Source organism: Pseudomonas trivialis (assembly GCF_001439805.1).
Classification (GTDB): Bacteria; Pseudomonadota; Gammaproteobacteria; order Pseudomonadales; family Pseudomonadaceae; genus Aquipseudomonas; species Aquipseudomonas trivialis.
Window position 1 is genome coordinate 328817 of the sequence record NZ_JYLK01000002.1, and the last position, 25974, is coordinate 354790.

Annotated in this window: 24 protein-coding genes and 1 pseudogene; 7 read left to right on the plus strand and 18 right to left on the minus strand. The window is 61.4% G+C overall.

Annotation, left to right across the window (positions count from 1 at the left end):
- Positions 1-161 precede the first annotated feature (161 nt).
- From clpB to rluD, 3 genes are all read right to left on the minus strand, one after another.
- Positions 162-2726 (minus strand): ATP-dependent chaperone ClpB, encoded by a 2565-nt coding sequence (clpB, locus tag TU79_RS04915; RefSeq protein WP_057006965.1) that lies wholly within the window; start codon positions 2724-2726, stop codon positions 162-164.
- Positions 2727-2857: 131 nt separating this feature from the next.
- Entirely contained in the window at positions 2858-3583 is a 726-nt protein-coding gene (pgeF, locus tag TU79_RS04920) for a peptidoglycan editing factor PgeF (protein ID WP_057006966.1), read from the minus strand.
- Entirely contained in the window at positions 3580-4542 is a 963-nt protein-coding gene (gene rluD / locus TU79_RS04925; RefSeq protein WP_015371141.1) for a 23S rRNA pseudouridine(1911/1915/1917) synthase RluD, read from the minus strand. The genes pgeF and rluD overlap by 4 nt, the downstream gene beginning before the upstream one ends.
- Positions 4543-4691: 149 nt before the next feature.
- Here rluD and TU79_RS04930 point away from each other — a divergent pair, with 149 nt between their 5' ends.
- Together TU79_RS04930 and TU79_RS04935 are read left to right on the plus strand one after the other, a co-directional pair.
- A complete protein-coding gene (locus TU79_RS04930; RefSeq protein ID WP_004372374.1) occupies positions 4692-5717 on the plus strand; it encodes an outer membrane protein assembly factor BamD in 1026 nt (341 codons plus the stop codon).
- 126 nt (positions 5718-5843) lie between these two features.
- Positions 5844-6077 carry a PP0621 family protein gene (locus TU79_RS04935; protein WP_057006967.1) on the plus strand — a complete coding sequence of 78 codons (234 nt, stop codon included), beginning with the start codon at positions 5844-5846 and terminating at the stop codon, positions 6075-6077.
- Here TU79_RS04935 and thiO read toward each other — a convergent pair.
- The 5 genes from thiO to pilV form a co-directional block, all read right to left on the minus strand.
- Positions 6064-7173: a glycine oxidase ThiO gene (thiO, locus tag TU79_RS04940; RefSeq protein WP_057006968.1), complete on the minus strand. Its 1110-nt coding sequence runs from the start codon at positions 7171-7173 to the stop codon at positions 6064-6066. The two genes, TU79_RS04935 and thiO, sit on opposite strands and share 14 nt — an antisense overlap.
- 62 nt (positions 7174-7235) lie before the next feature.
- Positions 7236-7637 (minus strand): type IV pilin protein, encoded by a 402-nt coding sequence (locus TU79_RS04945; protein WP_057006969.1) that lies wholly within the window; start codon positions 7635-7637, stop codon positions 7236-7238.
- 12 nt (positions 7638-7649) lie between these two features.
- Positions 7650-8171, minus strand: coding sequence for a PilX N-terminal domain-containing pilus assembly protein (locus TU79_RS04950; protein ID WP_057006970.1), 522 nt, complete (start codon positions 8169-8171; stop codon positions 7650-7652).
- 7 nt (positions 8172-8178) lie between these two features.
- Positions 8179-8886: a PilW family protein gene (locus tag TU79_RS04955; RefSeq protein ID WP_057006971.1), complete on the minus strand. Its 708-nt coding sequence runs from the start codon at positions 8884-8886 to the stop codon at positions 8179-8181.
- Positions 8883-9356, minus strand: coding sequence for a type IV pilus modification protein PilV (pilV, locus tag TU79_RS04960; protein WP_173670265.1), 474 nt, complete (start codon positions 9354-9356; stop codon positions 8883-8885). Before pilV ends, TU79_RS04955 begins: the two co-directional genes overlap by 4 nt.
- Before the next feature lie 205 nt (positions 9357-9561).
- On the opposite strand from pilV, the gene TU79_RS04965 reads away from it, so the two are divergent.
- The gene (locus TU79_RS04965) at positions 9562-10143 is read left to right on the plus strand and encodes a GspH/FimT family pseudopilin (RefSeq protein ID WP_057006973.1); all 582 of its coding nucleotides are present in this window, start codon (positions 9562-9564) and stop codon (positions 10141-10143) included.
- Here the strand turns inward: TU79_RS04965 and ispH are convergent.
- The 6 genes from ispH to murJ all read right to left on the minus strand — a co-directional run bounded on the left by ispH (position 10097) and on the right by murJ (position 17602).
- Positions 10097-11044: a 4-hydroxy-3-methylbut-2-enyl diphosphate reductase gene (ispH, locus tag TU79_RS04970; RefSeq protein WP_057006974.1), complete on the minus strand. Its 948-nt coding sequence runs from the start codon at positions 11042-11044 to the stop codon at positions 10097-10099. The two genes, TU79_RS04965 and ispH, sit on opposite strands and share 47 nt — an antisense overlap.
- Before the next feature lie 165 nt (positions 11045-11209).
- The gene (fkpB, locus tag TU79_RS04975) at positions 11210-11647 is read right to left on the minus strand and encodes an FKBP-type peptidyl-prolyl cis-trans isomerase (protein ID WP_004372392.1); all 438 of its coding nucleotides are present in this window, start codon (positions 11645-11647) and stop codon (positions 11210-11212) included.
- Between the two features lie 7 nt (positions 11648-11654).
- Positions 11655-12167 carry a signal peptidase II gene (lspA, locus tag TU79_RS04980; RefSeq protein WP_057006976.1) on the minus strand — a complete coding sequence of 171 codons (513 nt, stop codon included), beginning with the start codon at positions 12165-12167 and terminating at the stop codon, positions 11655-11657.
- Positions 12160-14991 (minus strand): isoleucine--tRNA ligase, encoded by a 2832-nt coding sequence (gene ileS, locus TU79_RS04985; protein ID WP_057006977.1) that lies wholly within the window; start codon positions 14989-14991, stop codon positions 12160-12162. The genes lspA and ileS overlap by 8 nt, the downstream gene beginning before the upstream one ends.
- Positions 14992-15005: 14 nt before the next feature.
- Positions 15006-15944 (minus strand): bifunctional riboflavin kinase/FAD synthetase, encoded by a 939-nt coding sequence (gene ribF, locus TU79_RS04990; protein ID WP_057006978.1) that lies wholly within the window; start codon positions 15942-15944, stop codon positions 15006-15008.
- Between the two features lie 119 nt (positions 15945-16063).
- Positions 16064-17602 (minus strand): murein biosynthesis integral membrane protein MurJ, encoded by a 1539-nt coding sequence (murJ, locus tag TU79_RS04995; protein ID WP_057006979.1) that lies wholly within the window; start codon positions 17600-17602, stop codon positions 16064-16066.
- A 253-nt stretch (positions 17603-17855) separates the two neighbouring features.
- Between murJ and rpsT the strand changes: the two genes are divergently transcribed.
- A complete protein-coding gene (gene rpsT, locus TU79_RS05000) occupies positions 17856-18134 on the plus strand; it encodes a 30S ribosomal protein S20 (protein ID WP_003188401.1) in 279 nt (92 codons plus the stop codon).
- A 232-nt stretch (positions 18135-18366) separates the two neighbouring features.
- On the opposite strand, the gene TU79_RS05005 is transcribed toward rpsT, so the two are convergent.
- Positions 18367-18852, minus strand: a complete 486-nt coding sequence (locus tag TU79_RS05005) for an FKBP-type peptidyl-prolyl cis-trans isomerase (RefSeq protein ID WP_004372402.1) — start codon at positions 18850-18852, stop codon at positions 18367-18369.
- Here TU79_RS05005 and TU79_RS26500 point away from each other — a divergent pair.
- From TU79_RS26500 to TU79_RS05015, 3 genes and pseudogenes are all read left to right on the plus strand, one after another.
- Positions 18821-18949: pseudogene (locus TU79_RS26500) on the plus strand (DUF3565 domain-containing protein); the annotation flags it as partial. The gene TU79_RS05005 and the pseudogene TU79_RS26500 sit on opposite strands and share 32 nt — an antisense overlap.
- Before the next feature lie 77 nt (positions 18950-19026).
- On the plus strand, positions 19027-21126 hold the full coding sequence (gene pta, locus TU79_RS05010) for a phosphate acetyltransferase (RefSeq protein ID WP_057006980.1): 2100 nt from the start codon (positions 19027-19029) through the stop codon (positions 21124-21126).
- A complete protein-coding gene (locus TU79_RS05015) occupies positions 21127-22026 on the plus strand; it encodes a 1-acylglycerol-3-phosphate O-acyltransferase, YihG family (protein ID WP_057006981.1) in 900 nt (299 codons plus the stop codon).
- Positions 22027-22125: 99 nt separating this feature from the next.
- On the opposite strand, the gene cysN is transcribed toward TU79_RS05015, so the two are convergent.
- From cysN to TU79_RS05030, 3 genes are all read right to left on the minus strand, one after another.
- Entirely contained in the window at positions 22126-24024 is a 1899-nt protein-coding gene (gene cysN, locus TU79_RS05020; RefSeq protein ID WP_057006982.1) for a sulfate adenylyltransferase subunit CysN, read from the minus strand.
- A gap of 9 nt (positions 24025-24033) precedes the next feature.
- Entirely contained in the window at positions 24034-24951 is a 918-nt protein-coding gene (cysD, locus tag TU79_RS05025) for a sulfate adenylyltransferase subunit CysD (protein WP_057006983.1), read from the minus strand.
- Positions 24952-25137: 186 nt separating this feature from the next.
- On the minus strand, positions 25138-25896 hold the full coding sequence (locus tag TU79_RS05030; RefSeq protein WP_057006984.1) for a Nif3-like dinuclear metal center hexameric protein: 759 nt from the start codon (positions 25894-25896) through the stop codon (positions 25138-25140).
- Positions 25897-25974 lie beyond the last annotated feature (78 nt).

The following is a 25974-nucleotide window of genomic DNA, read 5'->3' on the forward strand; positions in this document are numbered from 1 at the left end:
GGATTTGCGCTTCTTTCTGATTTCTTCTTTGGGAGAAGAAACCCTTGGGCTGACATTGCTGCGGGGCGCACTTTACAAGCCTTTGCCTTACAGTTCAACGCCCTATCGAAAAAAAAGGCCCCGCAATGCGGGGCCTCTCTTTATTTGCGTACAGGCCGGGCTTAATGGAAAACGATTTCGTCGTTCTCCACCGTCGCCTCGACGCTGGTGCCCGGCATGAAGCTGCCCGACAGGATCAACTGCGCCAGCGGGTTCTCGATCCAGCGCTGTATGGCGCGCTTGAGCGGCCGCGCGCCATACACCGGGTCGTAACCGACCGCGATCAGCTTGTCCAACGCCTCTCGGCTCAGCTCAAGCGACAGCTCTCGCTCGGCAAGACGCCCGCGCAGGCGACCCAACTGGATCTCGGTAATGCCTGCGATCTGATCCCGCGCCAACGGCTCGAAGATCACCACTTCATCGACCCGGTTGATAAATTCCGGACGGAAGTGTGTGGTCAACGCATCCATGACCGCCGCACGCTGGGCTTCACGATCGCCCACCAATTCCTGGATCTGCGCCGAGCCCAGGTTGGAGGTCATCACGATCACCGTGTTGCGAAAGTCCACGGTACGCCCGTGACTGTCGGTCAGGCGACCGTCTTCGAGCACCTGCAGCAGGATGTTGAACACATCCGGATGCGCCTTCTCGACCTCATCCAGCAGGATCACCGAGTAAGGCTTGCGCCGCACGGCTTCGGTCAGGTAACCGCCCTCTTCATAGCCAACGTAGCCTGGCGGTGCGCCGATCAAGCGCGCCACCGAATGTTTCTCCATGAACTCGGACATGTCGATACGCACCATGGCCTCTTCGGTATCGAACAGGAATTCCGCCAGTGCCTTGCACAGCTCGGTCTTGCCCACCCCGGTCGGGCCCAGGAACATGAACGAGCCGCTCGGACGGTTCGGATCGGACAACCCGGCGCGCGAACGCCGTACCGCGTTGGAGACCGCCACCACCGCCTCGTCCTGACCGATGACACGCTGGTGCAACAGGTGCTCCATTTTCAGCAACTTGTCGCGCTCGCCTTCGAGCATTTTCGACACCGGGATACCGGTCCACTTCGAGACGACTTCGGCGATTTCTTCCTCGGTCACCTTGCTGCGCAGCAACTGATTCTCGGACTTGCCGTGCTGGTCGACCATCTGCAGGCTGCGCTCCAGGTCCGGGATCACCCCGTACTGCAGCTCGGCCATGCGGTTCAGGTCGCCTTTGCGGCGCGCGGCTTCCAGTTCCTGACGGGACTGCTCGATCTTTTGCTGGATCTGCGCAGAGCCCTGCACTTCGGCTTTTTCCGAGGTCCAGATTTCTTCGAGGTCCGAATACTCGCGTTCCAGACGCTGGATTTCTTCTTGGAGTTTTTCCAGACGTTTCTTCGCAGCGTCGTCTTCTTCTTTCTTCAGGGCCTGGGATTCGACTTTCAGTTGAATCAGGCGCCGGTCCAGACGGTCGAGTACTTCCGGCTTGGAGTCGATCTCCATGCGAATGCGGCTGGCCGCTTCGTCGATCAGGTCGATGGCCTTGTCCGGCAACTGCCGATCGGTGATATAGCGATGGCTCAACTTGGCCGCCGCAATGATCGCGCCGTCGGTGATCGCCACCTTGTGGTGCACCTCGTAACGCTCTTTAAGGCCACGCAGGATTGCGATGGTGTCCTCTTCGCTCGGCTCCTCCACCAGCACTTTCTGAAAACGCCGCTCAAGGGCCGCGTCCTTTTCAATGTACTGACGGTATTCGTTGAGCGTGGTCGCCCCGACGCAGTGCAACTCGCCGCGCGCCAACGCCGGCTTGAGCATGTTGCCGGCGTCCATGGAACCCTCGCCTTTGCCGGCACCGACCATGGTGTGCAGTTCGTCGATAAACAGAATGATCTGCCCTTCCTGCTTCGACAGTTCGTTGAGCAGAGATTTCAGGCGCTCTTCGAACTCGCCACGGAACTTGGCGCCGGCAATCAGCGAGCCCATGTCCAGCGACAACAGCCGTTTGCCCTTGAGGCCGTCCGGCACCTCACCATTGATGATGCGCTGGGCCAGGCCTTCGGCAATCGCGGTTTTACCCACGCCAGGTTCGCCGATCAGCACCGGGTTGTTCTTGGTGCGGCGTTGCAAGACCTGAATGGTGCGACGGATCTCGTCATCACGGCCGATCACCGGGTCGAGCTTGCCCTCTTCGGCGCGTTTGGTCAGGTCGACAGTGTATTTGTCCAGAGCCTGACGCGACTCCTCATGATTGGGGTCGTTGACCGCGTCACCGCCACGCAGGTTGTTGATGGCATTTTCAAGGGCCTTCTTGCTCACGCCCTGCCCCAGCAACAACTTGCCGAGCTTGCTGTTCTCGTCCATGGCGGCGAGCAGCACCAGTTCGCTGGAGATGAACTGGTCGCCTTTCTGCTGGGCCAGACGATCAGCCTGATTGAGCAGACGCGCCAAGTCCTGGGACATGTTCACGTCGCCAGTGGGATTCTGGATTTTTGGCAGTTGGTCGAGCTCTTTGCTCAACTCCTTGCGCAGGCTGTTGACGTCAAAGCCCACCTGCATCAACAAGGGCTTGATAGAACCACCTTGTTGTTCCAGGAGTGCCTGCATCAAATGAGCAGGCTCAATCGCCGGATGGTCAAGGCCGACCGCCAGGGATTGGGAGTCCGATAAAGCCAACTGTAATTTGCTGGTTAAACGATCAATACGCATTAGTCACCTTCCTTTTGAGCAGGCCGGAGCTGTAAACACATCCTGAATGAAGAAACCTGCCAGATACCCTTATAGATGGGGTGGATTCTGGAAGATTCAAGCAGGCGACACGTGACGTGGATCAGGAGAGTCTAGCGTTCGAGCCAGATAAGGGAGGCAAATCGGCCGGTGCGAGGACTACGGCGGTAAGAGAAGAAACGCGGGTCGGTCACGGTGCAGAAACCGCCACCGTAAACCGTTGTTACGCCACGCGCAGCGAGGCGCAGGCGGGCCAGTTCGTAGATGTCGGCCATAAACTTGCCGGGATTGCGACTGGGCACGAAGGCTCGTTCGGTGATCGGCAGTTGCTGCATGAAGGCTTCACGCACTTCAGGGCCGACTTCAAAGGCTTGCGGGCCAATCGCCGGGCCGAGCCAGACCAATACGTCGGCCGGCTCGGCAGCCAGACTTTCGAACGCCGCTTCCAACACGCCAGCCGCCAGGCCACGCCAGCCGGCGTGGGCCGCCGCGACCCGAGTGCCGGCGCGATTGCAGAACAACGCCGGCAAGCAGTCGGCGGTCATGGCCGTGCAGGCGATACCCGGCGTGCTGGTCCAACTGCCATCGGCCTCGACAATGCGGCCCGGGTCTGCCTCGACCACGGTAACCCCATGGACCTGGCGTAACCAGGCCGGCTCGATAGCGAAGGCATCGGTAAGGCGGCGGCGATTTTCCAGCACGGCGTCAAGAACATCGTCGACATGATCGCCCAGATTGAGGCTGTCGAACGGCGCCAGACTGACGCCGCCCGCCCGGGTAGTGACGCAGGCTTTAACCTGAGACGGCGCGGGCCAGTCAGGTATCAGCCAGTCACTCATCCGACAAAGGCCTCGCGATCCTGCTTGAGCAGCGACAACAACCAGACCAGATCGTCTGGAAGCGGCGATTCCCAGCTCATTCGCTTACCGCTCGTCGGATGATCCAGTTCCAGGAAACGAGCATGAAGTGCCTGGCGCGGGAAGGTTTTCAGCGATTCGACCATGGTCTGGCTCGCCGCCGGAGGGATGCGGAAGCGGCCACCGTAGGCCGGATCACCGACCAACGGGAAGTTAATATGGGCCATATGCACGCGAATCTGGTGGGTACGCCCGGTTTCCAGCTTCACCCGCACATGGGTGTGGGAGCGGAAACGCTCCAGCACGCGGTAGTGGCTGACGGCCTGCTTGCCGCCTTCCATGACCGCCATGCGCTGGCGCTGCTGGCCGTGGCGACCGATGGGCGCGTTGATCTTGCCGCCCGCTACCACCACACCGATCACGATGCATTCGTAGATCCGGCTGACGCTGCGGCTCTGCAATTGAGTAACAAGCTGCGTCTGCGCCTGGATGGTCTTGGCCACCACCATCAGGCCGGTGGTGTCCTTGTCCAGGCGGTGCACGATGCCGCAGCGCGGGACATTGACGATGTCCGGCACGTGGTGCAGCAGGGCATTGAGCAAGGTGCCATCAGCGTGCCCGGCGGCCGGGTGAACCACCAGGCCTGCGGGTTTGTTGATGACCAGGATGTCGTCATCTTCATAGACGATATCCAGCTCGATGTCCTGGGCGACCCATTCTCCCTGGGCTTCCTGCTCGGCAGTCAGCTCAAGAATCGCACCGCCATGGACTATGTCTCGCGGGCGGATAACCGCTCCATCCACAGTCAGGCGGCCGTCTTTGATCCAGGCGGAAAGGCGCGAGCGCGAGTGCTCAGCGAATAATTGTGCGGCGACTTGATCGAGGCGTTGGCCGCCCAATTCGGACGGCACCTCTGCGCGAAGTTCAATTTTATCGGACATGCTCAGACTAGGCGTGGCACAGCCTTTGGTTTCGGCTGCGCGCTTGTGGTTAAATACGGCGTCTTTTGCCCCGAGGCTTTCAACGGGGCGCTCATCATAACAGGACGGCCCCGCCCAAGACAGCGGCCGTCATAGGGACGCAAGCCGCCATGCAAGTGAAACACCTGCTGCTGATCGCCATCCTCGCCATGACTGCTGCTTGCTCGTCAACAAAGGACGTCGTCGACGAAAACCTGAGCGAAGTCGAGCTGTACCAGCAAGCTCAGAAAGACCTGGACAATAATAGCTACACCAGTGCCACAGCCAAGCTGAAGGCCCTGGAGTCGCGTTATCCGTTCGGGCGCTACGCCGACCAGGCGCAGCTCGAGCTCATCTACGCGAACTACAAGAACGCCGAGCCGGAAGCTGCCAAGTCCGCTGCAGAGCGGTTCATCCGCCTGCATCCACAGCACCCGAACGTGGATTACGCCTACTACCTCAAGGGCCTGACCTCGTTCGACCAGGACGTAGGCCTGCTGGCGCGCTTCCTGCCGCTGGACATGACCAAGCGTGACCCCGGCGCTGCCCGCGACTCCTACAACGAGTTCGCCCAGCTGACCAGCCGCTACCCCAACAGCCGCTACGCGCCGGACGCCAAGCAGCGCATGATCTACCTGCGCAACCTGCTGGCGTCCTACGAGATCCATGTCGCCCACTACTACCTGACCCGTCAGGCCTATGTAGCGGCCGCCAACCGTGGCCGTTATGTAGTGGAAAACTTCCAGGAGACCCCTTCGGTGGGTGACGGCCTGGCGGTAATGACCGAGGCCTACCAGCGTCTGCACCTGGACGAACTGGCCAACACCAGCCTGGAAACCCTGAAGCTCAACTACCCTGATCACCCAAGCCTGAAAGACGGCCAGTTCGTGCCTCAGGTGGCTGAAGCCGATAACCGTTCGTGGCTGAGCAAGTACACCCTGGGCCTGATCGACTCCCGCCCACCGTTGCCGCCAGGTGAAACCCGCGCCAACCAGGACGTGATCAAGCAGTACCAGGACGCCAAGGACGCCATTCCTTCCGAGCTCAAGCCCCATGACGAGAACGGTGACGTGATCGAGGAGCAGGAGCCACAGGCCCTTGGCAATAATCAGGACCGTTCGTGGTTCAGCTACATGACCTTCGGCGTGTTCGACTGACCCGTCCAACGCAACGCAAAAGGGAGCTCTCGGGAGCTCCCTTTTTCATGGGCGCCTATTTATGCACTGTGCGCCCGTCGCGTACTTGGCTAAACTGCCGCATTCCCTGTCGAGAAACTGCCCATCATGGTTCGTCTACTGTTCTGGATTGCCGTCATTGCTGCCGCGGTATGGTTATGGCGCACGTTCAAAAGCCCGGCAGCCCGGCAGCGACGTCCCGGCGAACCCGGCGCGGCGCTGATGGTGCGCTGCGCCCACTGCGGCGTGCATTTGCCGCAGGATCGCGCCATCAGTTCGAGCCAGGACTGGTATTGCACCCAGGCGCATCTGGAGCAGGGGCCGAAATCTATCCAGCGTTGAGCCGACCTGCGGGCGCATAGGGTGCGGGGTCGATGATCGGCGCCCGCTTAAGCAGCAAATCAGCGAACAATTGGCAGGAGGCAGGGGCAAGCACCAGGCCATTGCGGTAATGCCCGCAGTTGAGCCACAGCCCCTTGAAGCCTGGCACCTCGCCGATATACGGAATGCCCTCCGGCGAGCCTGGACGCAAACCAGACCAATGACCCACCACCTCGACATTCGCCAAACCGGGTATCAACTCAACGGCCGACGCCTTGAGACTGTCCAGCGCGCAGCGGGTTGGCGTCTTGTCGAACCCTGCGTGCTCAAGGGTGCTCCCGATCAGAATGTGACCATCGCGCCGGGGAATCGCATAACGCCCCTTGGCCAGCACCATGCTCGATAGAAAATCAGGCGCACATTTGTACAGAATCATCTGACCCTTGACCGGCTCCACGGGCAGCGCCAAGCCCAGTTTGCCCAGTAGCTCCCCGCTCCAGGCGCCTGCCGCGAGTACCACCTGATCACCCAGGATCGGCCCCGCTGGCGTGTTCACACCCACCACGGTGTCACCGTGCAGAATGAACCCGTCGACCTCGCACCGCTCGTGAATGCTCACCTGCGGCAAGGCCAGCAACGCAGCCTTGAGGGATTTGACCAGGCGCGGATTGCGCACATTGGCCACGTTTGCCATGTAGATGGCCTGGGAGTAGCTGCCGCCCAATACGGGAACCGCATCATGCGCCGCCGAAACGTCGACTTTGCTCAACGGTCGCCCTTCGCGGGCAGCCCATGCCAGTGCTGCGTCTTCGTCGTCCAGGTCCAGCCAGTACAAACCGGTGGTGTACACCTCTGGATCGACGCCGGTGGCGGCAAATAATTGCGCTGCCAGCTGTGGATAAAAATCCTGTGACCAATGGGCCAGCGCAGTGACCGCCGGGCTGTAGCGCCAAGGGTACAGTGGCGAAACAATCCCGCCACCTGCCCAGGAGGACTCCTGGCCCAGACCCGAGCGGTCCAGCAGAACCACCGCCCGCCCTTGAGTGGCAAGGTTGAACGCCGTCAGCAATCCGATTACGCCGCCGCCGACAATCACCACTTGCTGTTGCTTAGCCATTATTTGATCCAGCCGATAAAAAGGGAAAGGCGCACTCGGCGCCCATTCTTCCTGCACGCTCATCACTGCCCCCAGCATGTTTTGCGCGATATGCCGGGAGCTGCCCCTGAGTTGGTGCGTTCCCCAGTGCTGGCGAGACCGAACGCCCCACAGGGGTCGGCCGCCATCACCGAGTCGGCGACAGGCGTCGCGAGCAGGCTGAATGCATGGAGATCCAGTGCAGCCGTGATTCTATAGCGATCATTGCCCTCGCTGACGCCGCTCGCATCAATAAAGGTGCCGTTGCGGCTGTAAAAGCGCTCCAGATGCTGCGCCTGCTCCGTCAACAATGCGACGATTTCTGTGCGGTAGGCCTTTTTTACATGACCGGTGTAGCCGGGATAGGCGATACCGGCCAGCAACGCGATGATCGCCACGGCGATCAGTAACTCGATCAGGGTAAACCCCCGGCTCTCCATGCTCATTACCACTCCCCTTTAATGCAACTGTCGCCACAGAACCCGTCGATACCGCGCGTCCTCTCCCTCTCCCACTTGCGCGTACATGGCCTCCAGCACCGTACGGACCTGTCCGCTGACCCCGACGGACGTGATCCGATACAGCGCCGCCGGGGCCTGCAGCGGCAGATGCGGCAGCCCCACTGTCGGCCCGAGTGACTGAATCCCATAAAAACCGTCCGGCATGGCGAGCCACTTCACTGCCGAAACAGGGTGGGCACCAGGCTCCACCACTGAGGCCGACTCCCCCGGTGGCGAGCAGGCTGTGACCGATAAGCACAACGGCCATGCGGCAGCGGCTCGACGCAGGCTCGACTCGCCCAATCTCAGGCCGCTCTCGGCACGTTGCAGCGATTGATTGCGATGCCACGCACTCCCCGCGCTCTTCTGCTGGGACACAGCGCCCTGCATCGACGACAGGCCGGCCAGTGACAACAGCAGCAGGAACACCAGACTGATCAATAACGCCATGCCCGTCTGCCGATGATCAATTGCGCGCATACCCACCCTACCCCAACCGATTACGCAACGCCGCAACGACGCTGTAGGTCTGGTCTTTCACCCGCCCGGTGGGGTCCTGCAGTGTCAGGCGGATGCGCACGCTGCGGATCAATGACTCGTCGGCCGGGTTTTGTTCATAACGCACCACAGGCTGCGATTCGGATCGAGCGGCCACGCCAAAGCTCAAGTCGAACGCCTGCACGTTATCCACCAGCACGGTTTTTGCCGGGGCCGCCGGCGTGCTGACCTTCAACTGGCCCGACTCGAAGGTGTAGGTCAATTGCCGTATCGCAAAACGTATCTGCCCGGAGGCAGCCGAAGGGGGGACACCGGCAAAGGCTTGCGCATGGCCGGAACAGTCGGACAGCACCGTCCAATCCGGCGGGCCGTTGCCCTCTCCCACATCGGCCGTCACCAACGTCAGCGACTTCGAGCCTCCCGTCGCGCTCCAGCTTATCGGTCGATCAAACGCCACCGGCGCGTTGTCGATAAACGCCGTGGCCTGGCAGCCAAACATGCCCACCTGCCGAATATCCTGAATCATTTTGCCGAGCACGAAGCGTGCATCATCCTGCAGCAGCATTGCCGCCTGCTGGCTGGCCTGGGACGCTCGAGCACTGATCGCCACATGGCTGACGCCCAGGGTCAGCAGCAGGCCGACTGCCAACGCCAGCAGCATTTCCACCAGGCTGAAACCTCGAACAGCGCGATTCATCGGATAACGTCCGCATCGCCGGTGATGCGGCTGGTCAGGGTGAAGGTTTGCCGTGCCCCCTGAATGTTCGAGCCCCGCGTGTCATCCCAACTGATACTGACGGTCACTTCGCTACCGCGAACGGCGACCGAGCCCTTGCCGCTTTCACCGGCAAAACCGGTGATGTTGGCGTCGAAATCATGCAAGTCGAGGTCACGCACACTGGCGCTCGAGCTGGCCGGTGGCGCGTACTCGGTGCGCATCCACGCGTAATCAGCCCCGGCATTGGCGCGCATGCGGTCGAGCAGGTCGTAGGCGATAAAGCTGGCCTGGCTGATCATGCGCGCGCTGTCGGTGTACTTGAGCGCGTTGAGCTGGACCACCGCCGCGCCCAACAGGCCGACGGCGAGTATGAGCATCGCCACCAGCACTTCGATCAAGGTCATGCCCGCCTGGCACTTGGGGCAAAAGGAGGTTGGGCAGTCAGGCATTTACCGTCGTTATCCATGTCGAGGGCCGAAAAAAGCAGGAAACTCCTGCGATGCGACCCAAGACTAGCGGCGCTTTTCGAACCCTGCCGCTGCCGGAACAAAGGGAAATACTTTGGACATGAAGGCCATCATTCAGCGCACGGACTGGCGCGCTATACCTGAACAGGCAACCTCAATATCCATCGCGTCCACGGAGGGACGACTTATGACACAGCGAGGCTTTACCCTGATCGAGCTGCTGCTTGGGCTCATCATGAGCGGCATTTTGGCGCATTTGGCCGTGCCGAGTTTCAAGAGTGTGCTGGAGTCCCGGCATCGCCAGGATGCCGCGCAATCCTTGGCCAGCGGCATGCGTTACGCGCGCACCGAGGCCATCGCACGAAATCGGCCGGTGGTCATTCACGCCGTGGACGACGACTGGAGCCGTGGATGGCGCGTGGTAGTGGACATGAGCGGACGCGGCTATCAGGACGAAGATAATCCAGTGCTGCGGGTACGCCAGGACGGCGCGCGCGTGCCGATGGCAGGTAACAGTCCGGTTAGAAGCCAGGTGCGTTTCAGTGGGATGGGCGAGCCGGTCTTTGCCGGCGGGGGATTTCGTGCGGGCACTGTGCATGTGTGCGACGCGGATCAGGCGTTGAGCCTTTATCAGGTGGTGCTGGCACCCAGCGGACGCATCAGCCTGCGCAGCGACAGGGCCGAACAGGCGTTGTGCCGGAGTGGCTCCGGCACCCTGGCAATCAGAGCAGCGAGCGAACCCGCAGCTCCTTGGGCATGGAGAAAGTGATGTTTTCTTCACGGCCGGCCAGCTCGTCGGCACCGGTGGCGCCCCAGGCGTGCAGTTGCTGGATTACACCGCGCACCAGCACTTCCGGAGCCGAGGCGCCAGCGGTGATGCCGATGCGCTCGACACCGTCGAACCAGCTGCGCTGCAGGTCTTCGGCGCCGTCGATCAGATACGCCGGTGTCGCCATGCGCTCAGCCAGCTCACGCAAGCGGTTGGAGTTTGAGCTGTTGGGGCTGCCGACCACCAATACCACGTCGCATTCGCCGGCCAGTTGCTTGACCGCATCCTGGCGGTTCTGCGTGGCGTAGCAGATGTCGTCCTTGCGCGGGCCGCCAATGGCCGGGAAACGGGTGCGCAAGGCATCGATCACACGGCTGGTGTCGTCCATGGACAAGGTAGTCTGGGTCACGAAAGCCAAACGCTCGGGATTGTGCACCTGCAGGGTGGCGACGTCTTTTTCGTCCTCCACCAGATAGATGGCGCCGCCGTTAGTGGCGTCATACTGGCCCATGGTGCCTTCGACTTCCGGGTGACCGGCATGGCCGATCAGGATGCATTCACGGCCGTCGCGGCTGTAGCGCGCCACTTCGATGTGCACCTTGGTGACCAGCGGGCAGGTGGCGTCGAATACTTTAAGGCCTCGGCCCGCAGCTTCCGTGCGCACGGCCTGGGAAACGCCATGGGCGCTGAAGATGACGATTACGTCGTCCGGCACCTGGTCGAGTTCTTCGACAAAGATGGCACCGCGTGCGCGCAGGTCTTCGACCACGAATTTGTTGTGGACGACCTCATGGCGCACGTAAATCGGTGGCCCGAAGACTTCCAGGGCGCGGTTGACGATTTCGATCGCCCGGTCCACGCCGGCACAGAAGCCACGGGGGTTGGCGAGTTTGATTTGCATGCTGTGCCTCGTGTCTTGCAGCCAGTTTGAGTCAGGTGTTGACGCTGGCCGAACTGCCTGTGGAGATCAAAGGTGGGAGGGGGCTTGCTCCCGATGGCGGTGCGTCAGTCAATTTTTTCATACCTGACCCACCACTGTCGGGAGCAAGCCCCCTGCCACATTTAGTTACAGCGCTTTAACGTCGATGATTTCAACGTCGAACGTCAAGGTTTTACCGGCCAACGGGTGGTTGAAGTCGATGGTCACTTGCGCGTCATCGAAGGTTTTGACCACACCGGGCAATTCGGTATTCGCTGCATCATTGAAGATCACCAGCAAACCTTCCGACAGATCCATGTCCTGGAACTGCGAACGCGGGATGATCTGCAGGTTTTGCGGGTTGGGCTGGCCAAAAGCGTTTTCCGGCAGGATCTGCAGGGTGCGCTTGTCGCCGGCCTTGAACCCGAACAGAGCCGCTTCAAAACCCGGCAGCAGGTTGCCGTCGCCGACCTTGAAGGTCGCCGGGGCCTTGTCGAAAGTGCTGTCGACCGTGTCGCCATTTTCCAGGCGCAGTGCGAAGTGCAAGGTGACTTGGGTGTTCTGGCCGATGCGTTGTTCAGCCACTGCATGATCAGTCATTGACGGGCTCCCCGGTCTTCTTGCTCTTGAACATATCCAGCGCGAGCATGATTGCACCGACGGTGATGGCGCTGTCGGCAAAGTTGAACGCCGGGAAATAGTGGCGGTTCTGCCAATGCACCAGGATAAAGTCGATCACATGGCCGAGGGCAATGCGGTCGTACAGATTGCCCAGCGCGCCACCCAGCACCAGCGCCAGGGCGACGGCCAGCCAGGTGTCATCGCGGCCCAGACGCTTGAGCCACACCACCAGCACTGCACTGACCACCACGGCGATCAGGGCGAACAGCCAGCGTTGCCAACCGCCGCTGTCAGCCAGGAAGCTGAAGGCGGCGCCGGTGTTGTAGACCAGGGTCCAGCTGAAGTAATCCGGGATCACCACGATTTGCTGGAACATTTCCAGGGAGCCTTCGAAATGAGCCTTGCTGACCTGGTCGATGACCAGCACCAGCAAGCTCAAGACGAGCCAGCCCAGGCGTCCGAAACGGCTGGTTGCCTCAGGCATAGTGGCGTACCTCGCCACTGCCTGTGATGTTGTCGACACAACGACCGCAGATTTCCGGATGCTCAGGGTTCACGCCGACATCTTCACGGCAGTGCCAGCAACGGGCGCACTTGGGGAAGGCCGACTTGACCACTTTGAGCTTGAGGCCCGGCACTTCGGTGGCGACCGCGTCTGCCGGGGCCTGGGCGAACGGTGCCAGGCTCGCGGTGGAAGTGATCAGCACGAAGCGCAGTTCGTTGCTCAGCTTGCTCAGGTCGGCGGTCAGGCCTTCCTCGGCAAACAGGGTGACTTCGGCTTGCAGGTTGCCACCGACGGCCTTGGCCGCACGCTGGACCTCGAGCTCCTTGTTCACCGCGACCTTGACGGCCATCACGCCTTCCCAGTACTCGCGGCCCAGTTCGAAGTCGGCCGGCAGTTCGGTCAGGCCTTCGTACCAGGTGTTGAGCATCACGGACTCGTTACGCTCGCCCGGCAGGTACTCCCACAGTTCGTCGGCGGTGAACGCCAGGATCGGCGCGATCCAGCGCACCAGCGCTTCGCTGATGTGGTACAGCGCCGTCTGCGCCGAGCGGCGCGCGGTGCTGTTGGCGGCGGTGGTGTACTGGCGGTCCTTGATGATGTCGAGGTAGAAACCACCCAGCTCCTGCACGCAGAAGTTGTGGATCTTCGAGTAAACGTTCCAGAAACGGTATTCGCCGTAGTGTTCCTGCAACTCGCGCTGCAGCAGCAGAGTCCGGTCCACGGCCCAGCGGTCCAGGGCCAGCATGTCCTCGGCCGGCAGCAGGTCGGTGGCCGGGTTGAAGCCGGTCAGGTTCGACAGCATGAACCGTGCGGTATTGCGGATGCGCCGGTAGGCATCGGCGCTGCGCGCCAGGATCTGCTCGGAAACAGCGATCTCGCCCGAGTAGTCGGTCGACGCCACCCACAGACGCATGATGTCGGCGCCCAGGGTGTCGTTGATCTTTTTCGGCTCGATCACGTTTTTGAGCGACTTGGACATCTTGCGGCCCGTCTCGTCGACGGTGAAGCCGTGGGTCAGCAGCTCGCGGTACGGCGCGTGGTTGTCGATGGCGCAACCGGTCAGCAACGACGAGTGGAACCAGCCACGGTGTTGATCCGACCCTTCCAGGTACAGGTCGGCACGCGGACCGGTCTCGTGGCCCATCGGGTGCGAACCGCGCAGCACGTGCCAGTGGGTGGTACCCGAGTCGAACCACACGTCGAGGGTGTCGCTGATCTTGTCGTACAGCGGCGCTTCGTCGCCCAACAGCTCGGCAGCGTCCATCTTGAACCAGGCTTCGATGCCTTCCTGTTCGACGCGCTGGGCCACGACTTCCATCAGTTCGACGGTGCGTGGGTGCAGTTCGCCGCTTTCCTTGTTGAGGAAGAACGGGATCGGCACGCCCCAGTTGCGCTGGCGGGAGATGCACCAGTCCGGACGATTGGCGATCATCGAGTGCAGGCGCGCCTGGCCCCAGGCCGGGACGAACCTGGTGTCTTCGATGGCGCTGATTGCGCGCTTGCGCAGGGTGTCGCCACTGACAGGCTCTTTATCCATGCCGATAAACCACTGCGCGGTGGCGCGGTAGATCAGCGGGGTCTTGTGGCGCCAGCAGTGCATGTAGCTGTGTTTGATGGTTTCGGTGTGCAGCAGCGCACCGACTTCCGTCAGTTTTTCGATGATCGGTTCGTTGGCCTTGAAGATGAACTGGCCGCCGAAGAACTCCAGGGACGGCGCATAGACACCGTTGCTCTGTACCGGGTTGAGGATCTCGTCGTTGACCATGCCATAGGCCTTGCAGGTCACGAAGTCGTCCACGCCGTAAGCCGGTGCGGAGTGCACCACGCCAGTACCCGAACCCAGCTCGACATACTCGGCCAGGTACACCGGCGACAGGCGGTCATAGAACGGATGGCGGAAATTGATCAGCTCCAGCGCGGAGCCGGTGGTGGTGGCAATCACCGTCCCTTGCAGTTCGTAGCGCGCCAGGCACGCCTCGACCATTTCCTCGGCCAGCACCAGCAGGCGATCACCCACATCCACCAGGGCATAGGTGAACGCCGGGTGCACGTTCAGCGCCTGGTTGGCCGGGATGGTCCACGGGGTGGTGGTCCAGATCACGATGGCCGCCGGCTTGCTCAGGCTCGCCAGGCCGAACGCCTGGGCCAGTTTGGCGTCGTCGGCGATCGGGAAAGCCACGTCGATGGTCGAAGACTTCTTCTCTTCGTACTCGACTTCGGCTTCGGCCAGCGCCGAACCGCAGTCGAAACACCAGTTCACGGGCTTGAGGCCCTTGAACACGAAACCGCCCTTGACGATTTCGGCCAGGGCGCGGATTTCACCGGCCTCGTTCTTGAAGCTCATGGTCTTGTAGGGGTTGTCCCACTCGGCCAGTACCCCCAGGCGGATAAATTCGGACTTCTGCCCTTCGATCTGCTCAGTGGCGTAGGCACGGCACAGCTCGCGGGTTTTATCGGCGCCCAGGTTCTTGCCGTGGGTCACTTCGACCTTGTGTTCGATCGGCAGCCCGTGGCAGTCCCAACCCGGGACATACGGGGCATCGAAGCCCGACAGGGTCTTGGAGCGCAGGATCATGTCCTTGAGAATCTTGTTCAGCGCATGACCGATGTGAATCGTGCCGTTGGCATAAGGAGGGCCGTCGTGCAGGACGAATTTCGGACGATCCTTGCCAATTTCGCGCAACTTACCGTACAGGCCAATACTGTCCCAGCGCTGCAGGATCTGCGGTTCGCGCTGTGGCAGGCCGGCCTTCATTGGGAAGGCGGTGTCCGGAAGGTTTAGCGTGGCTTTATAGTCGGTCATTTAAGGCTCTTCGGTTAGCGATGGGCGCTAGGTGCGGCTAGTGCACGGGCGGCGGCGACATCCGCATTGATCGCCGTTTTCAACGCCTCAAGCGAGGCGAAGCGCTGCTCTTCACGCAGCTTCTGGTGGAAAACCACCGTAATGCGCCGGTCGTATAAATCGCCGGCAAAATCCAGCAGGTGAACTTCCAGGTGGGCCTTGCCATCACCTGCAACCGTGGGCCTGACGCCTATGTTGGCGACTCCTGGCCACGATTGGCCGTCGATGTCCACGCTGACCAGATAAACCCCGGTCAGCGGCACTCGGCGGCGCTTGAGTTGCACGTTGGCCGTTGGCGTGCCCAGTTGGCGCGCCAGCTTCTGACCGTGCAGGACCCGCCCGGCAATGCGGAACGGGCGACCGAGCAAACGCTCGGCGAGGGCGAAGTCGGCAGCGGCCAGGGCGTTACGCACCTGGGTGCTGCTTACGCGCAGGCCGTCCAGTTCGACGGTTTGCGCGGCTTCAACGGTGAATCCCTGGTTGATGCCGGCGTGTTGCAGGAAATCGAAATCGCCCACGCGGTCGCAGCCAAAACGGAAGTCGTCGCCGACCTCCAGGTGCTGCACGCCCAGGCCGTCGACGAGGATACGGTCGACGAATTCAGCAGCGCTGAGGCTTTGCAAGCGCTGGTTGAAGGCCAGGCAAAGCACGCGGTCGACGCCTTCTTCGGCCAGCAGTTGCAGCTTGTCGCGCAAACGCGCCAGACGCGCAGGCGCTGTGTCGGGGCTGAAGAACTCCCGAGGCTGCGGTTCAAAAATCACCACGCAGCTGGGCACGCCCAGCTCGACAGCACGCTCACGCAGCCGGGCCAGGATAGCCTGGTGACCACGGTGAACACCGTCAAAGTTGCCAATAGTGGCGACGCAGCCCCGATGCTCGGGGCGCAGGTTGTGGAGACCTCGAACCAGCTGCATAACGCGCTTCTTGCTCATAAAGTGGTCGATTATAACCACACCACGCCCCGGACGACAGGCAGCAGCGCAGGCCAAATGGATCGAATCGATAAAACAGCTGTTTTATCGCGGCAAACTCTCTACTCCAGGGACTTGCGATTGAAATCGCGCAAGCGAAAACCTTGCAGCAGCAACATTCCGAAGTACACCACCACCCCGGCCACTACCAACACGCCAAGGCGCATGAAGCGCTCCAGCATGACACCCTGGTCCCACGCCGGCATGAAATGCATCAACCCGAGCAGCACCGCCGACATCATCGCCACCGCCACCAGCAGCTTGAGTGCAAACAGGCCCCAGCCCGGCTGCGGCTGGAACATCTGCTGCTTGCGCAATTGGTAGAACAACAGGCCCGCATTGATGCAGGCACCTGCGCTGATGGCCAGGGCCAGGCCGGCATGGGCCAGCGGGCCGATAAACACCAGGTTGAGCAGTTGAGTGACGACCAGCGTGAAGATGGCGATTTTCACCGGTGTGCGGATGTTCTGCTGGGCGTAAAAGCCCGGCGCCAGCACTTTGATCACGATAATGCCGAGCAGGCCGACCGAATAGGCGATCAGTGCGCGCTGGGTCATCAAGGCGTCATGCGCGTCAAACTGGCCGTACTGGAACAGTGAGACGGTCAATGGTTCGGCCAGGATTCCCAGGGCCAGGGAGCATGGCAACACCAGCACGAAACACAGGCGCAGGCCCCAATCGAGAATGCGCGAGTACTCCTGGCGATCCTTGCTGGCGTAAGTGCGCGCCAGGGTCGGCAGCAGGATCGTGCCCAGCGCCACGCCAAGCACGCCGGAGGGCAGCTCCATCAGGCGGTCGGCGTAATACATCCACGACACGGAGCCCGAGACCAGCAGCGAGGCGAAGGCGGTGTTGATGATCAGGGAGATCTGGCTGACGGAGACGCCAAGGATCGCTGGCAACATATTGCGCATGACGCGCCAGACGCCGGTGTCCTTGAGGTTAAGGCGCGGCAGCACGAGCATGCCGATTTTTTTCAGGTGCGGCAGTTGGTAAAGCAGTTGCGCCAGACCACCGGCGAGAACGGCCCAGCCGAGGGCCATGACCGGCGGATCGAAATAAGGCGTAAGGAACAGCGCGAAAATAATCATGCTGACGTTGAGCAGGGTCGGCACGAACGCCGGTACCGAAAAACGGTTCCAGGTATTGAGGATTGCGCCAGCCAGGGACGACAGGGAGATCAGCAATATATAAGGAAAGGTCACGCGCAGCAGATCGGTGGTCAGCGCGAACTTTTCCGGGGTATTGGCAAAACCGGGGGCCGTGGCCCAGATCACCCAGGGCGCGGCGAGCATGCCCAGGATCGTCACAAGCATCAGCACGAGGGTCAGCAGGCCGGAGACGTAAGCGATAAAAGTGCGGGTCGCTTCCTCGCCCTGCTGGGTCTTGTATTCGGCCAGGATCGGTACGAACGCCTGGGAAAATGCCCCCTCGGCGAAAATCCGTCGCAGCAGGTTGGGCAGTTTAAAGGCGATGAAGAACGCATCCGTGGCCATGCTGGCGCCGAAAATGCGCGCCAGCAGGGTATCGCGCACGAACCCCAACACCCGGGAGATCATCGTGATAGAGCTGACGGCAGCCAACGATTTGAGCAGATTCATTGAAAGAGTTTGCGCCTATGGGTAAAGAGCAGGCGAACTGTGCGCCTACTTATGCGATACTGCGCGCCTGCAACAGCACAGCGCCAAAGCTCGCGAGTTTACAGGTCAAGCGCCGGAAATAAATCACCCGCCTCTTCAGATCGACCACTCAGCAGTTCGCATCAGCCGCCCTTGACAACCCGTCAAGTCATCGGCATGATTCGCGGCCTATTTTGTTTGCTATTTCCTAAAAAGTCTTTCGAGGAGCTCGACGGTGGCCAACACACCTTCCGCCAAAAAACGTGCAAAACAGGCTGAGAAGCGTCGCAGCCACAACGCCAGCCTGCGTTCCATGGTTCGTACCTACATCAAGAATGTAGTTAAAGCCATCGACACCAAAGACGCTGAAAAAGCTCAAGCAGCCTACGTTCTGGCTGTGCCGGTTATCGACCGTATGGCCGATAAAGGCATCATCCACAAGAACAAGGCCGCTCGCCACAAGAGCCGCCTGAATGGCCACATCAAGGCTCTGAGCGTTCCTGCTGCAGCCTGAGTGGTAACAACTGCCCACGCGACGTCAGTTGCGTAACAGTTAGAAAATGCCCCGTACCGAAAGGTCCGGGGCATTTTTGTGCGTGCCTGAAAATCACCACAGCTCCACCTGTGGGAGGGGGCTTGCCCCCTCCCACCTTGGACAATGGTGGTCAGGTAGCTGTTTTCAAGCGCCAAAAAAAACGCCCCGAACCAGTCGGGGCGTTTTTGCTGGCAGCTGATTAACGCATCAATCAGTGCTGATGACCGCCTTCGCCGTGAACGTGGCCGTGAGCCACTTCTTCCTGGGAAGCGTCGCGGATGGCAACGATCTTCACCTGGAAGTTCAGACGCTGGCCAGCCAGCGGGTGGTTGCCGTCGACGGTGACGTCATCGCCATCCAGGTCGCGGATGGTGACGATCTGCATCTGGCCGTCCGGCGCGGAAGCGTGGAACTGCATGCCCACTTCCAGCTCGTCGACACCTTCGAACATGCTGCGGCTCAGAGTGCTCACCAGTTCGGCGGAGTATTCGCCGTAGGCATCTTCAGGTTCGACGGCAACGGTCAGCTCATCACCCACCTCTTTGCCTTCCAGAGCCTTTTCCAGGCCTGGGATGATGTTACCTGCGCCTTGCAGGTAGACCAGCGGCGCGCCGCCGGCGGAGCTGTCGATGACCTCACCAGCGTCGTTGGTCAGGGTATAGTCAATGGAGACAGCCTTGTTGGCGGCGATCGGCATGGGGCGAGACCTTTTGCAGAAGAATGAAGAACGGACAAGTCTAAACAAGGATTTGCCCGAAAGCGAACAGAACCCGGACGGACGGGACCGAATAACGCTAACCTTGGCACCTGATTTACGGTAGACGCTCACGCATAGAGCGCCACCCAAGCCATGCACCTCCAGAGAATTCGCATGCAGACTTTTTTTATCGCGCCCACCGATTTTGGTGTGGGTCTGACCTCCATCAGCCTTGGGCTGGTGCGTACCCTTGAACGTGCCGGGCTCAAGGTCGGCTTCTTCAAACCGATTGCCCAACCACATCCCGGCGACACCGGCCCCGAACGCTCCACCGAGCTGGTCGCCCGCACCCATGGCCTGAAACCACCGCAACCGCTGGGCCTGGCCCATGTGGAACGCATGCTCGGTGACGGCCAGCTGGATGAGCTGCTCGAAGAAATCATCACCCTCTATCAGCAGGCTGCCGTGGGCAAGGACGTGCTGATCGTCGAAGGCATGGTGCCGACCCGCAGCGCCAGTTACGCGGCGCGGGTCAACCTGCACCTGGCCAAGAGCCTGGATGCCGAAGTGATCCTGGTGTCGGCGCCGGAAAACGAAGTGCTCACCGAACTCTCCGGCCGCGTCGAATTGCAGGCCCAGCTGTTTGGCGGGCCGAAAGACCCTAAAGTGCTCGGCGTGATCCTCAACAAGGTGCGCACCGACGAGAGCATGGAAGCCTTCTCGGCGCGCCTTAAAGAGCACTCGCCTTTATTGCGCAGCGGTGATTTCCGCCTTCTGGGCTGCATCCCCTACCAACCCGAACTCAACGCCCCGCGCACCCGCGACGTGGCCGACCTGATGGGCGCGCAGGTGCTCAACGCCGGCGACTATGAAACCCGGCGCATGACCAAGATCATCATCTGTGCCCGCACCATGCGTAACACCGTGGAGCTGCTCAAGCCCGGCGTGCTGGTGGTGACCCCCGGTGATCGCGACGACATCATCCTTGCGGTGAGCCTGGCCGCCATCAACGGCGTGCCGCTGGCCGGCCTGCTGCTGACCAGCGACACCCTGCCCGACCCACGCATCATGGACTTGTGCCGGGGCGCCTTGCAGGCCGGTCTGCCAGTGCTGTCAGTGAGCACCGGCTCCTATGACACGGCCAACCAGCTCAACAGCCTGAACAAGGAAATCCCCATCGACGACCGCGAGCGCGCCGAGATCATCACCGATTTCGTCGCCAGCCACCTCGATGCGCGCTGGCTGCACCAGCGATGCGGCACGCCACGGGAGATGCGCCTGTCGCCGGCGGTGTTCCGCTATCAGTTGATCCAGCGCGCCCAGGCCGCCAACAAACGCATCGTATTGCCCGAAGGCAGCGAGCCGCTGACCGTGCAGGCCGCCGCCATCTGCCAGGCGCGGGGTATCGCCCGCTGCGTGTTGCTGGCTAAACCTGCGGATGTGGAAGCGGTGGCCCGCGCCCAGGGCATCGAACTGCCCGCCGGCCTGGAGATTCTCGACCCGGACCTGATTCGCCAACGCTATGTCGAGCCGATGGTGGCGCTGCGCAAAAGCAAGAGCCTCAACGCTCCGATGGCCGAGCAGCAACTGGAAGACACGGTGGTGATCGCCACCATGATGCTCGCGCTGGATGAAGTCGACGGCCTGGTCTCCGGCGTGATTCACTCCACCGCCAACACCATCCGCCCTGCCCTGCAGCTTATTAAGACGGCGCCGGGCTGCACCCTGGTGTCGTCGGTGTTCTTCATGCTGTTCCCCGAGCAGGTGCTGGTGTATGGCGACTGCGTGATGAACCCGCACCCGAGCGCGGCGGAGCTGGCGGAAATCGCCCTGCAAAGCGCCGACTCGGCGGCCGCGTTCGGCATTACTCCGCGTGTGGCGATGATCAGCTACTCCAGCGGCGACTCGGCCAGCGGCGAGGAAGTGGAGAAGGTCCGCGAGGCCACCCTGCTCGCCCATGAACAGCAAAGTACACTGCTGATCGACGGCCCGCTGCAATACGATGCCGCCGCCAACGAAGCCGTGGCCCGGCAACTGGCACCCAATAGCCTGGTGGCCGGCAAGGCCACGGTGTTCGTGTTCCCCGACCTGAATACCGGCAACACCACCCACAAGGCCGTGCAACGCAGCGCCGATTGCGTGAGCCTGGGGCCGATGCTTCAGGGGCTGCGCAAACCGGTCAACGATCTGCCGCGCGGCGCGCAGGTGGACGATATCGTGTACACCATCGCACTGACTGCGATCCAAGCCGCCAACCGACCTATGGATATCTGAATGCTGGATTTTCTGCCTGCCGCCGTGCGCGGGGTGATTGCTTCCCTGCTGCTGGCGTTGAATACAATCCTGTTGTGTTCGTTCCTGTTTATCGTCGCGCTATTCAAGGTGCTGCCCTTCGCCAAGCGTTTCAGCGAATGGCTGATGAACCACACGCATGAAGCCTGGGTGACCAACAACAAGGGCTGGATGAACCTGGTGCGCCGCACGCGCTGGCACCTGAGCGGCCTTGAGGGCCTGGACTACCAGCACTCCTACCTGGTGACCAGTAATCACCAGAGCTGGGTCGACATCATGGTGCTGCAATACGTGTTGAATCGACGGATTCGCCCACTGAAGTTCTTCCTCAAGCAGGAGCTGATCTGGGTGCCGGTGATTGGTCTGGCCTGGTGGGCGCTGGGCTTTCCGTTCATGAAGCGCTACACCAAGGCCTACCTGGAAAAATACCCGGAAAAGAAAGGCAAGGACCTGGAAACCACCCGCAGGACCTGCGCGAAGTTTCGCCACAATCCGGTGGGGATCTTCAACTTTGCCGAAGGCACGCGGTTTACGCCGGGCAAGCATGCCCAGCAGAAATCGCCGTTTCGCTATTTGCTCAAGCCCAAGGCTGGCGGGATTGCGTTTGTGCTGGATGCGATGGGTGAACAGCTCAAGTCACTGGTCAATGTGACCATTCATTATCCTGGCGGGCGTCCGGGGTATTGGGATTTGCTGTGCGGGAATGTGAAGGACGTGGTGGTGCACTTTGAAGAGGTGCAGATCCCGGCCGGGTTTATCGGCAGGAATTATGAGCAGGATGGCGAGTATCGACTGGCGTTCCAAGGGTGGATCAACCAGCTGTGGGAAGACAAGGATGCGCTGCTGGACAGGCTGCACACCGATTTCCCAGCTAAAAGATGACCAAAATGTGGGAGGGGGCTTGCTCCCGATAGCAGTGGATCAGCGACAGATGTACTGCCTGACACAGCGCCATCGGGAGCAAGCCCCCTCCCACATTTTTTAGATCGCGCCGCGCTGGCGCAACAGCTCCAGCACCTGCTTGACGCTGTCGTCCAGCGACAACGCCTGGGTGTCGATCACCAGGTCGGCATTCAACGGCACGTCGTACGGGAAGGACTCACCGGGGATGTTGTCCCCGCCCGCCGCGTACAACCCTTGCGGATCACGCTCGGCGCACACCAGCGGCGAGGCTTGCACGTACACGGTCAGCAAGCGATCGCTGCCGATCAGCGCCCTGGCCTGTTCGCGACCTTCGGCATCCGGTGCAACGAACGCGGCCAGGGTCAGCAGGCCGGCTTCGTTGAACTGGCGCGCCACATGGGCGGCACGACGCCAGTTCTCAGTGCGACCGGCGCGGTCCTGCGGCAAGCCCTTGTTCAGGTCGTGACGCAGGTTCTGGCCGTCCAGCACGAATACCGCGCGCCCCATGTCGAACAGCTTGCGCTCGACCGCATAGGCCAACGTGCTCTTGCCGGCACCGGAGAGGCCGCTGAACAACACGGTGGCCGGCCGCTGACCGAAGCGCTGGGCGCGTTCTTCGGTGCCCACATGGGCGAGGCTGCCGTGTTGCGCCGCGCCGCCATGACCGACCGGCGGCGCGATGATCATGCCCGCCGCCACGGTGCCGTTGGTCAAGCGGTCAATAACGATAAACGCGCCAGTGGTGCGGTTGCTGTCGTAACCGTCCAGAGCGATGGCGGCGTCGAGGCTGACCTTGACCCGGCCGATCTCATTCAACTGCAGGGAACTCGCCGGGCCTTCGGCCAGGGTGTTCACGTCCACACGGTGCACGATGCTGGTGATGGAACCCGGCACATAGCTGGTGGCGCGCTTGATGTCGTATTTCTTGCCCGGCAGCATTGGCTCTTCGGCCATCCACACCAGCATGGCGTCGAAGGCGTCGGTCACTTGCGGCACGTTGCCGGCGTGTACCAGCAGGTCGCCACGGGAGATATCGATTTCGTCTTCCATGGTCAGCGTCACGGCCTGGCCGGGGCCTGCCTGTTCCAGCTCACCCTCGAAGGTGACGATGGATTTGACACGGCTGCTCTTGCCGGACGGCAGCACCACGATCTCGTCGCCCTTGTGCACGATGCCGCTGGCCAGGGTGCCGGCGAAACCACGGAAGTTCAGGTTCGGACGATTGACGTACTGCACCGGAAAACGCAGGTCGGTGTAGTTGCGGTCGTTGGCGATCTCGACGGTCTCGAGGATCTCCATCAGCGACTGGCCGGTGTACCAGGGCGAGCGCTCGCTCTTGTTCACCACGTTGTCGCCCTTGAGCGCCGACATTGGCACGAAAGCCAGGGTGCTGGGCTTGAAGGCGATACCGTCGGCGAACTTCAGGTAATCGGCCTTGATCTGCTCGAAGACGCTTTGGTCGAAGCCATTGATGTCCATCTTGTTGATGGCCACCACGATATGTTTGATGCCCAGCAACGAGGCGATGAAGCTGTGGCGACGGGTCTGGGTCTGCACACCGTAGCGGGCGTCGATCAGGATGATCGCCAGGTCACAGGTGGAGGCACCGGTGGCCATGTTGCGGGTGTACTGCTCATGGCCCGGGGTGTCGGCAATGATGAATTTACGCTTGGCGGTGGAGAAGTAGCGGTAGGCAACATCGATGGTGATGCCCTGCTCGCGCTCGGCCTGCAGGCCATCGACCAGCAGGGCCAGGTCGATGTCATCGCCGGTGGTGCCGGATTTTTTCGAATCGCGGGTAATGGCTTCCAGATGATCTTCGTAGATCATCTTGGAGTCGTGCAGCAGGCGCCCGATCAGGGTGCTCTTGCCGTCGTCGACGTTGCCGCAGGTCAGGAAGCGCAACATCTCTTTGCGCTCGTGCTGGCCCAGGTAGGCGAGGATGTCCTCGCTGATCAAATCAGATTGATGCGACATGACAGCCCCTTAGAAATAACCTTGACGTTTTTTATCTTCCATGGAGCCGGCGCCATCGTGGTCGATGACCCGGCCCTGGCGCTCGGAAGTTCGCGTCAGGAGCATTTCCTGAATGATGTCCGTCAGCGTCTCGGCTTCGGACTCCACCGCGCCCGTCAACGGGTAGCAGCCAAGGGTGCGGAACCGCACTTTCTTTTTGACGATGCGGGCTTTGTCTTCATCGGACAGGTGCTCGAGGATGCGGCCGTCGTCGATCATGATCAACGTGCCGTTCTTCTCGATCACGTCGCGCTCGGCGGCGAAGTACAGCGGCACGATCGGGATGCCTTCCAGGTAGATGTACTGCCAGATATCCAGCTCGGTCCAGTTGGAGAGCGGGAACACGCGGATCGACTCACCCTTGTTGACGTTGCCGTTGTAGACGTTCCACAGTTCGGGGCGCTGGTTTTTCGGGTCCCAGCGGTGCTTGCTGTCGCGGAACGAGTACACGCGCTCTTTGGCACGGGATTTCTCTTCATCGCGACGGGCACCGCCGAAGGCTGCGTCGAACCCATGCTTGTCCAGCGCCTGCTTAAGGCCCTCGGTCTTCATGATGTCGGTGTGCTTGGCGCTGCCGTGGGTGAAGGGGTTGATGCCCTGCGCCACGCCGTCCGGGTTGATGTGGGTGATGAGGTCCAGGCCCAGCTCTTCAACCATCTGGTCGCGGAACGTGTACATCTCCTGGAATTTCCAGCGTGTGTCGACGTGCATCACCGGAAACGGCAGTTTGCCCGGGAAGAAGGCCTTGCGTGCCAGATGCAGCATCACGGCGGAGTCTTTACCGATCGAGTAGAGCATCACCGGGTTGTCGAACTCGGCGGCGACCTCGCGGATGATGTGGATGCTTTCCGCCTCCAGCTGTTTCAGATGCGTCAGTTTGTCGACCATGGTTACTCACGGAAAAACGATCTTGTGGACGGCCAGCGGGCCGTGTTCGAGCGGGGCATGCTAGCACAGCAACTTCTTCTATTCAGGGAGCCAGCTAGATCGAAACGGTATATGAATATGCCCCCAGGTTTGGGATTCCTGTGGGAGCGGGCTTGCCTGCTCCCACAGTTTGTCCGACTGTTTCGCTTAGATCGGATTGGGGCAGTCGATGAACAGATGTTCCAGGGCGAAGCGCCGCGCCAGGTAATCACCCAGTGCCTGCACGCCGTAGCGTTCGGTGGCGTGATGGCCGGCGGCGATGAAGCTGATGTCGTTTTCCCGCGCGCTGTGGAAGGTCTGCTCGGAGGCTTCGCCGCTCAGGTACAGGTCGACCCCGGCGGCAATCGCCTGGTCGATATAGCCCTGGCCGCCCCCGGTGCACCAGCCGATCCGGCGAATCATCGGGCTGCCTTCGATCAGCAGCGGCTCGCGACCCATCACGTCCTGCACACGACGGGCGAAGTCGCGGGGCGACAACGGCTCGGCCAGGGAACCGACGAGGCCGATGATCTTGGGATTGCTCGGGTCCAACGGGCCTTCGACCGTGATATCCAATTGACGCGCCAACTGCACGTTATTGCCGACGTCGGCATGCAGGTCCAGCGGCAGGTGGTAAGCGAGCAGGCTGATGTCGTGCTGGAGCAGGGTTTTCAGGCGGCGCTGCTTCATGCCGGTGATGCACGGGTTTTCGCCCTTCCAGAAATACCCGTGGTGCACCAGCACCAGGTCTGCGCGCGCGTCGACCGCCGCGTCCAGCAGGGCCTGGCTGGCGGTGACGCCGCTGACGATGCGCATCACCTGCGGGCGCCCTTCCACCTGCAGGCCATTGGGGCAGTAATCGGCAATTTTTGCGCTGGCGAGGTAGCGGTCCGCTTCCTCGACGAGGGTAGTAAGGGGGACGGCCATAAAAGACTCCTAAATATCCGGTTCCGAGGCGCTCGCAGCCTCGTATAATGCGCGACATTATGGGCGCTCCCCCGCCCC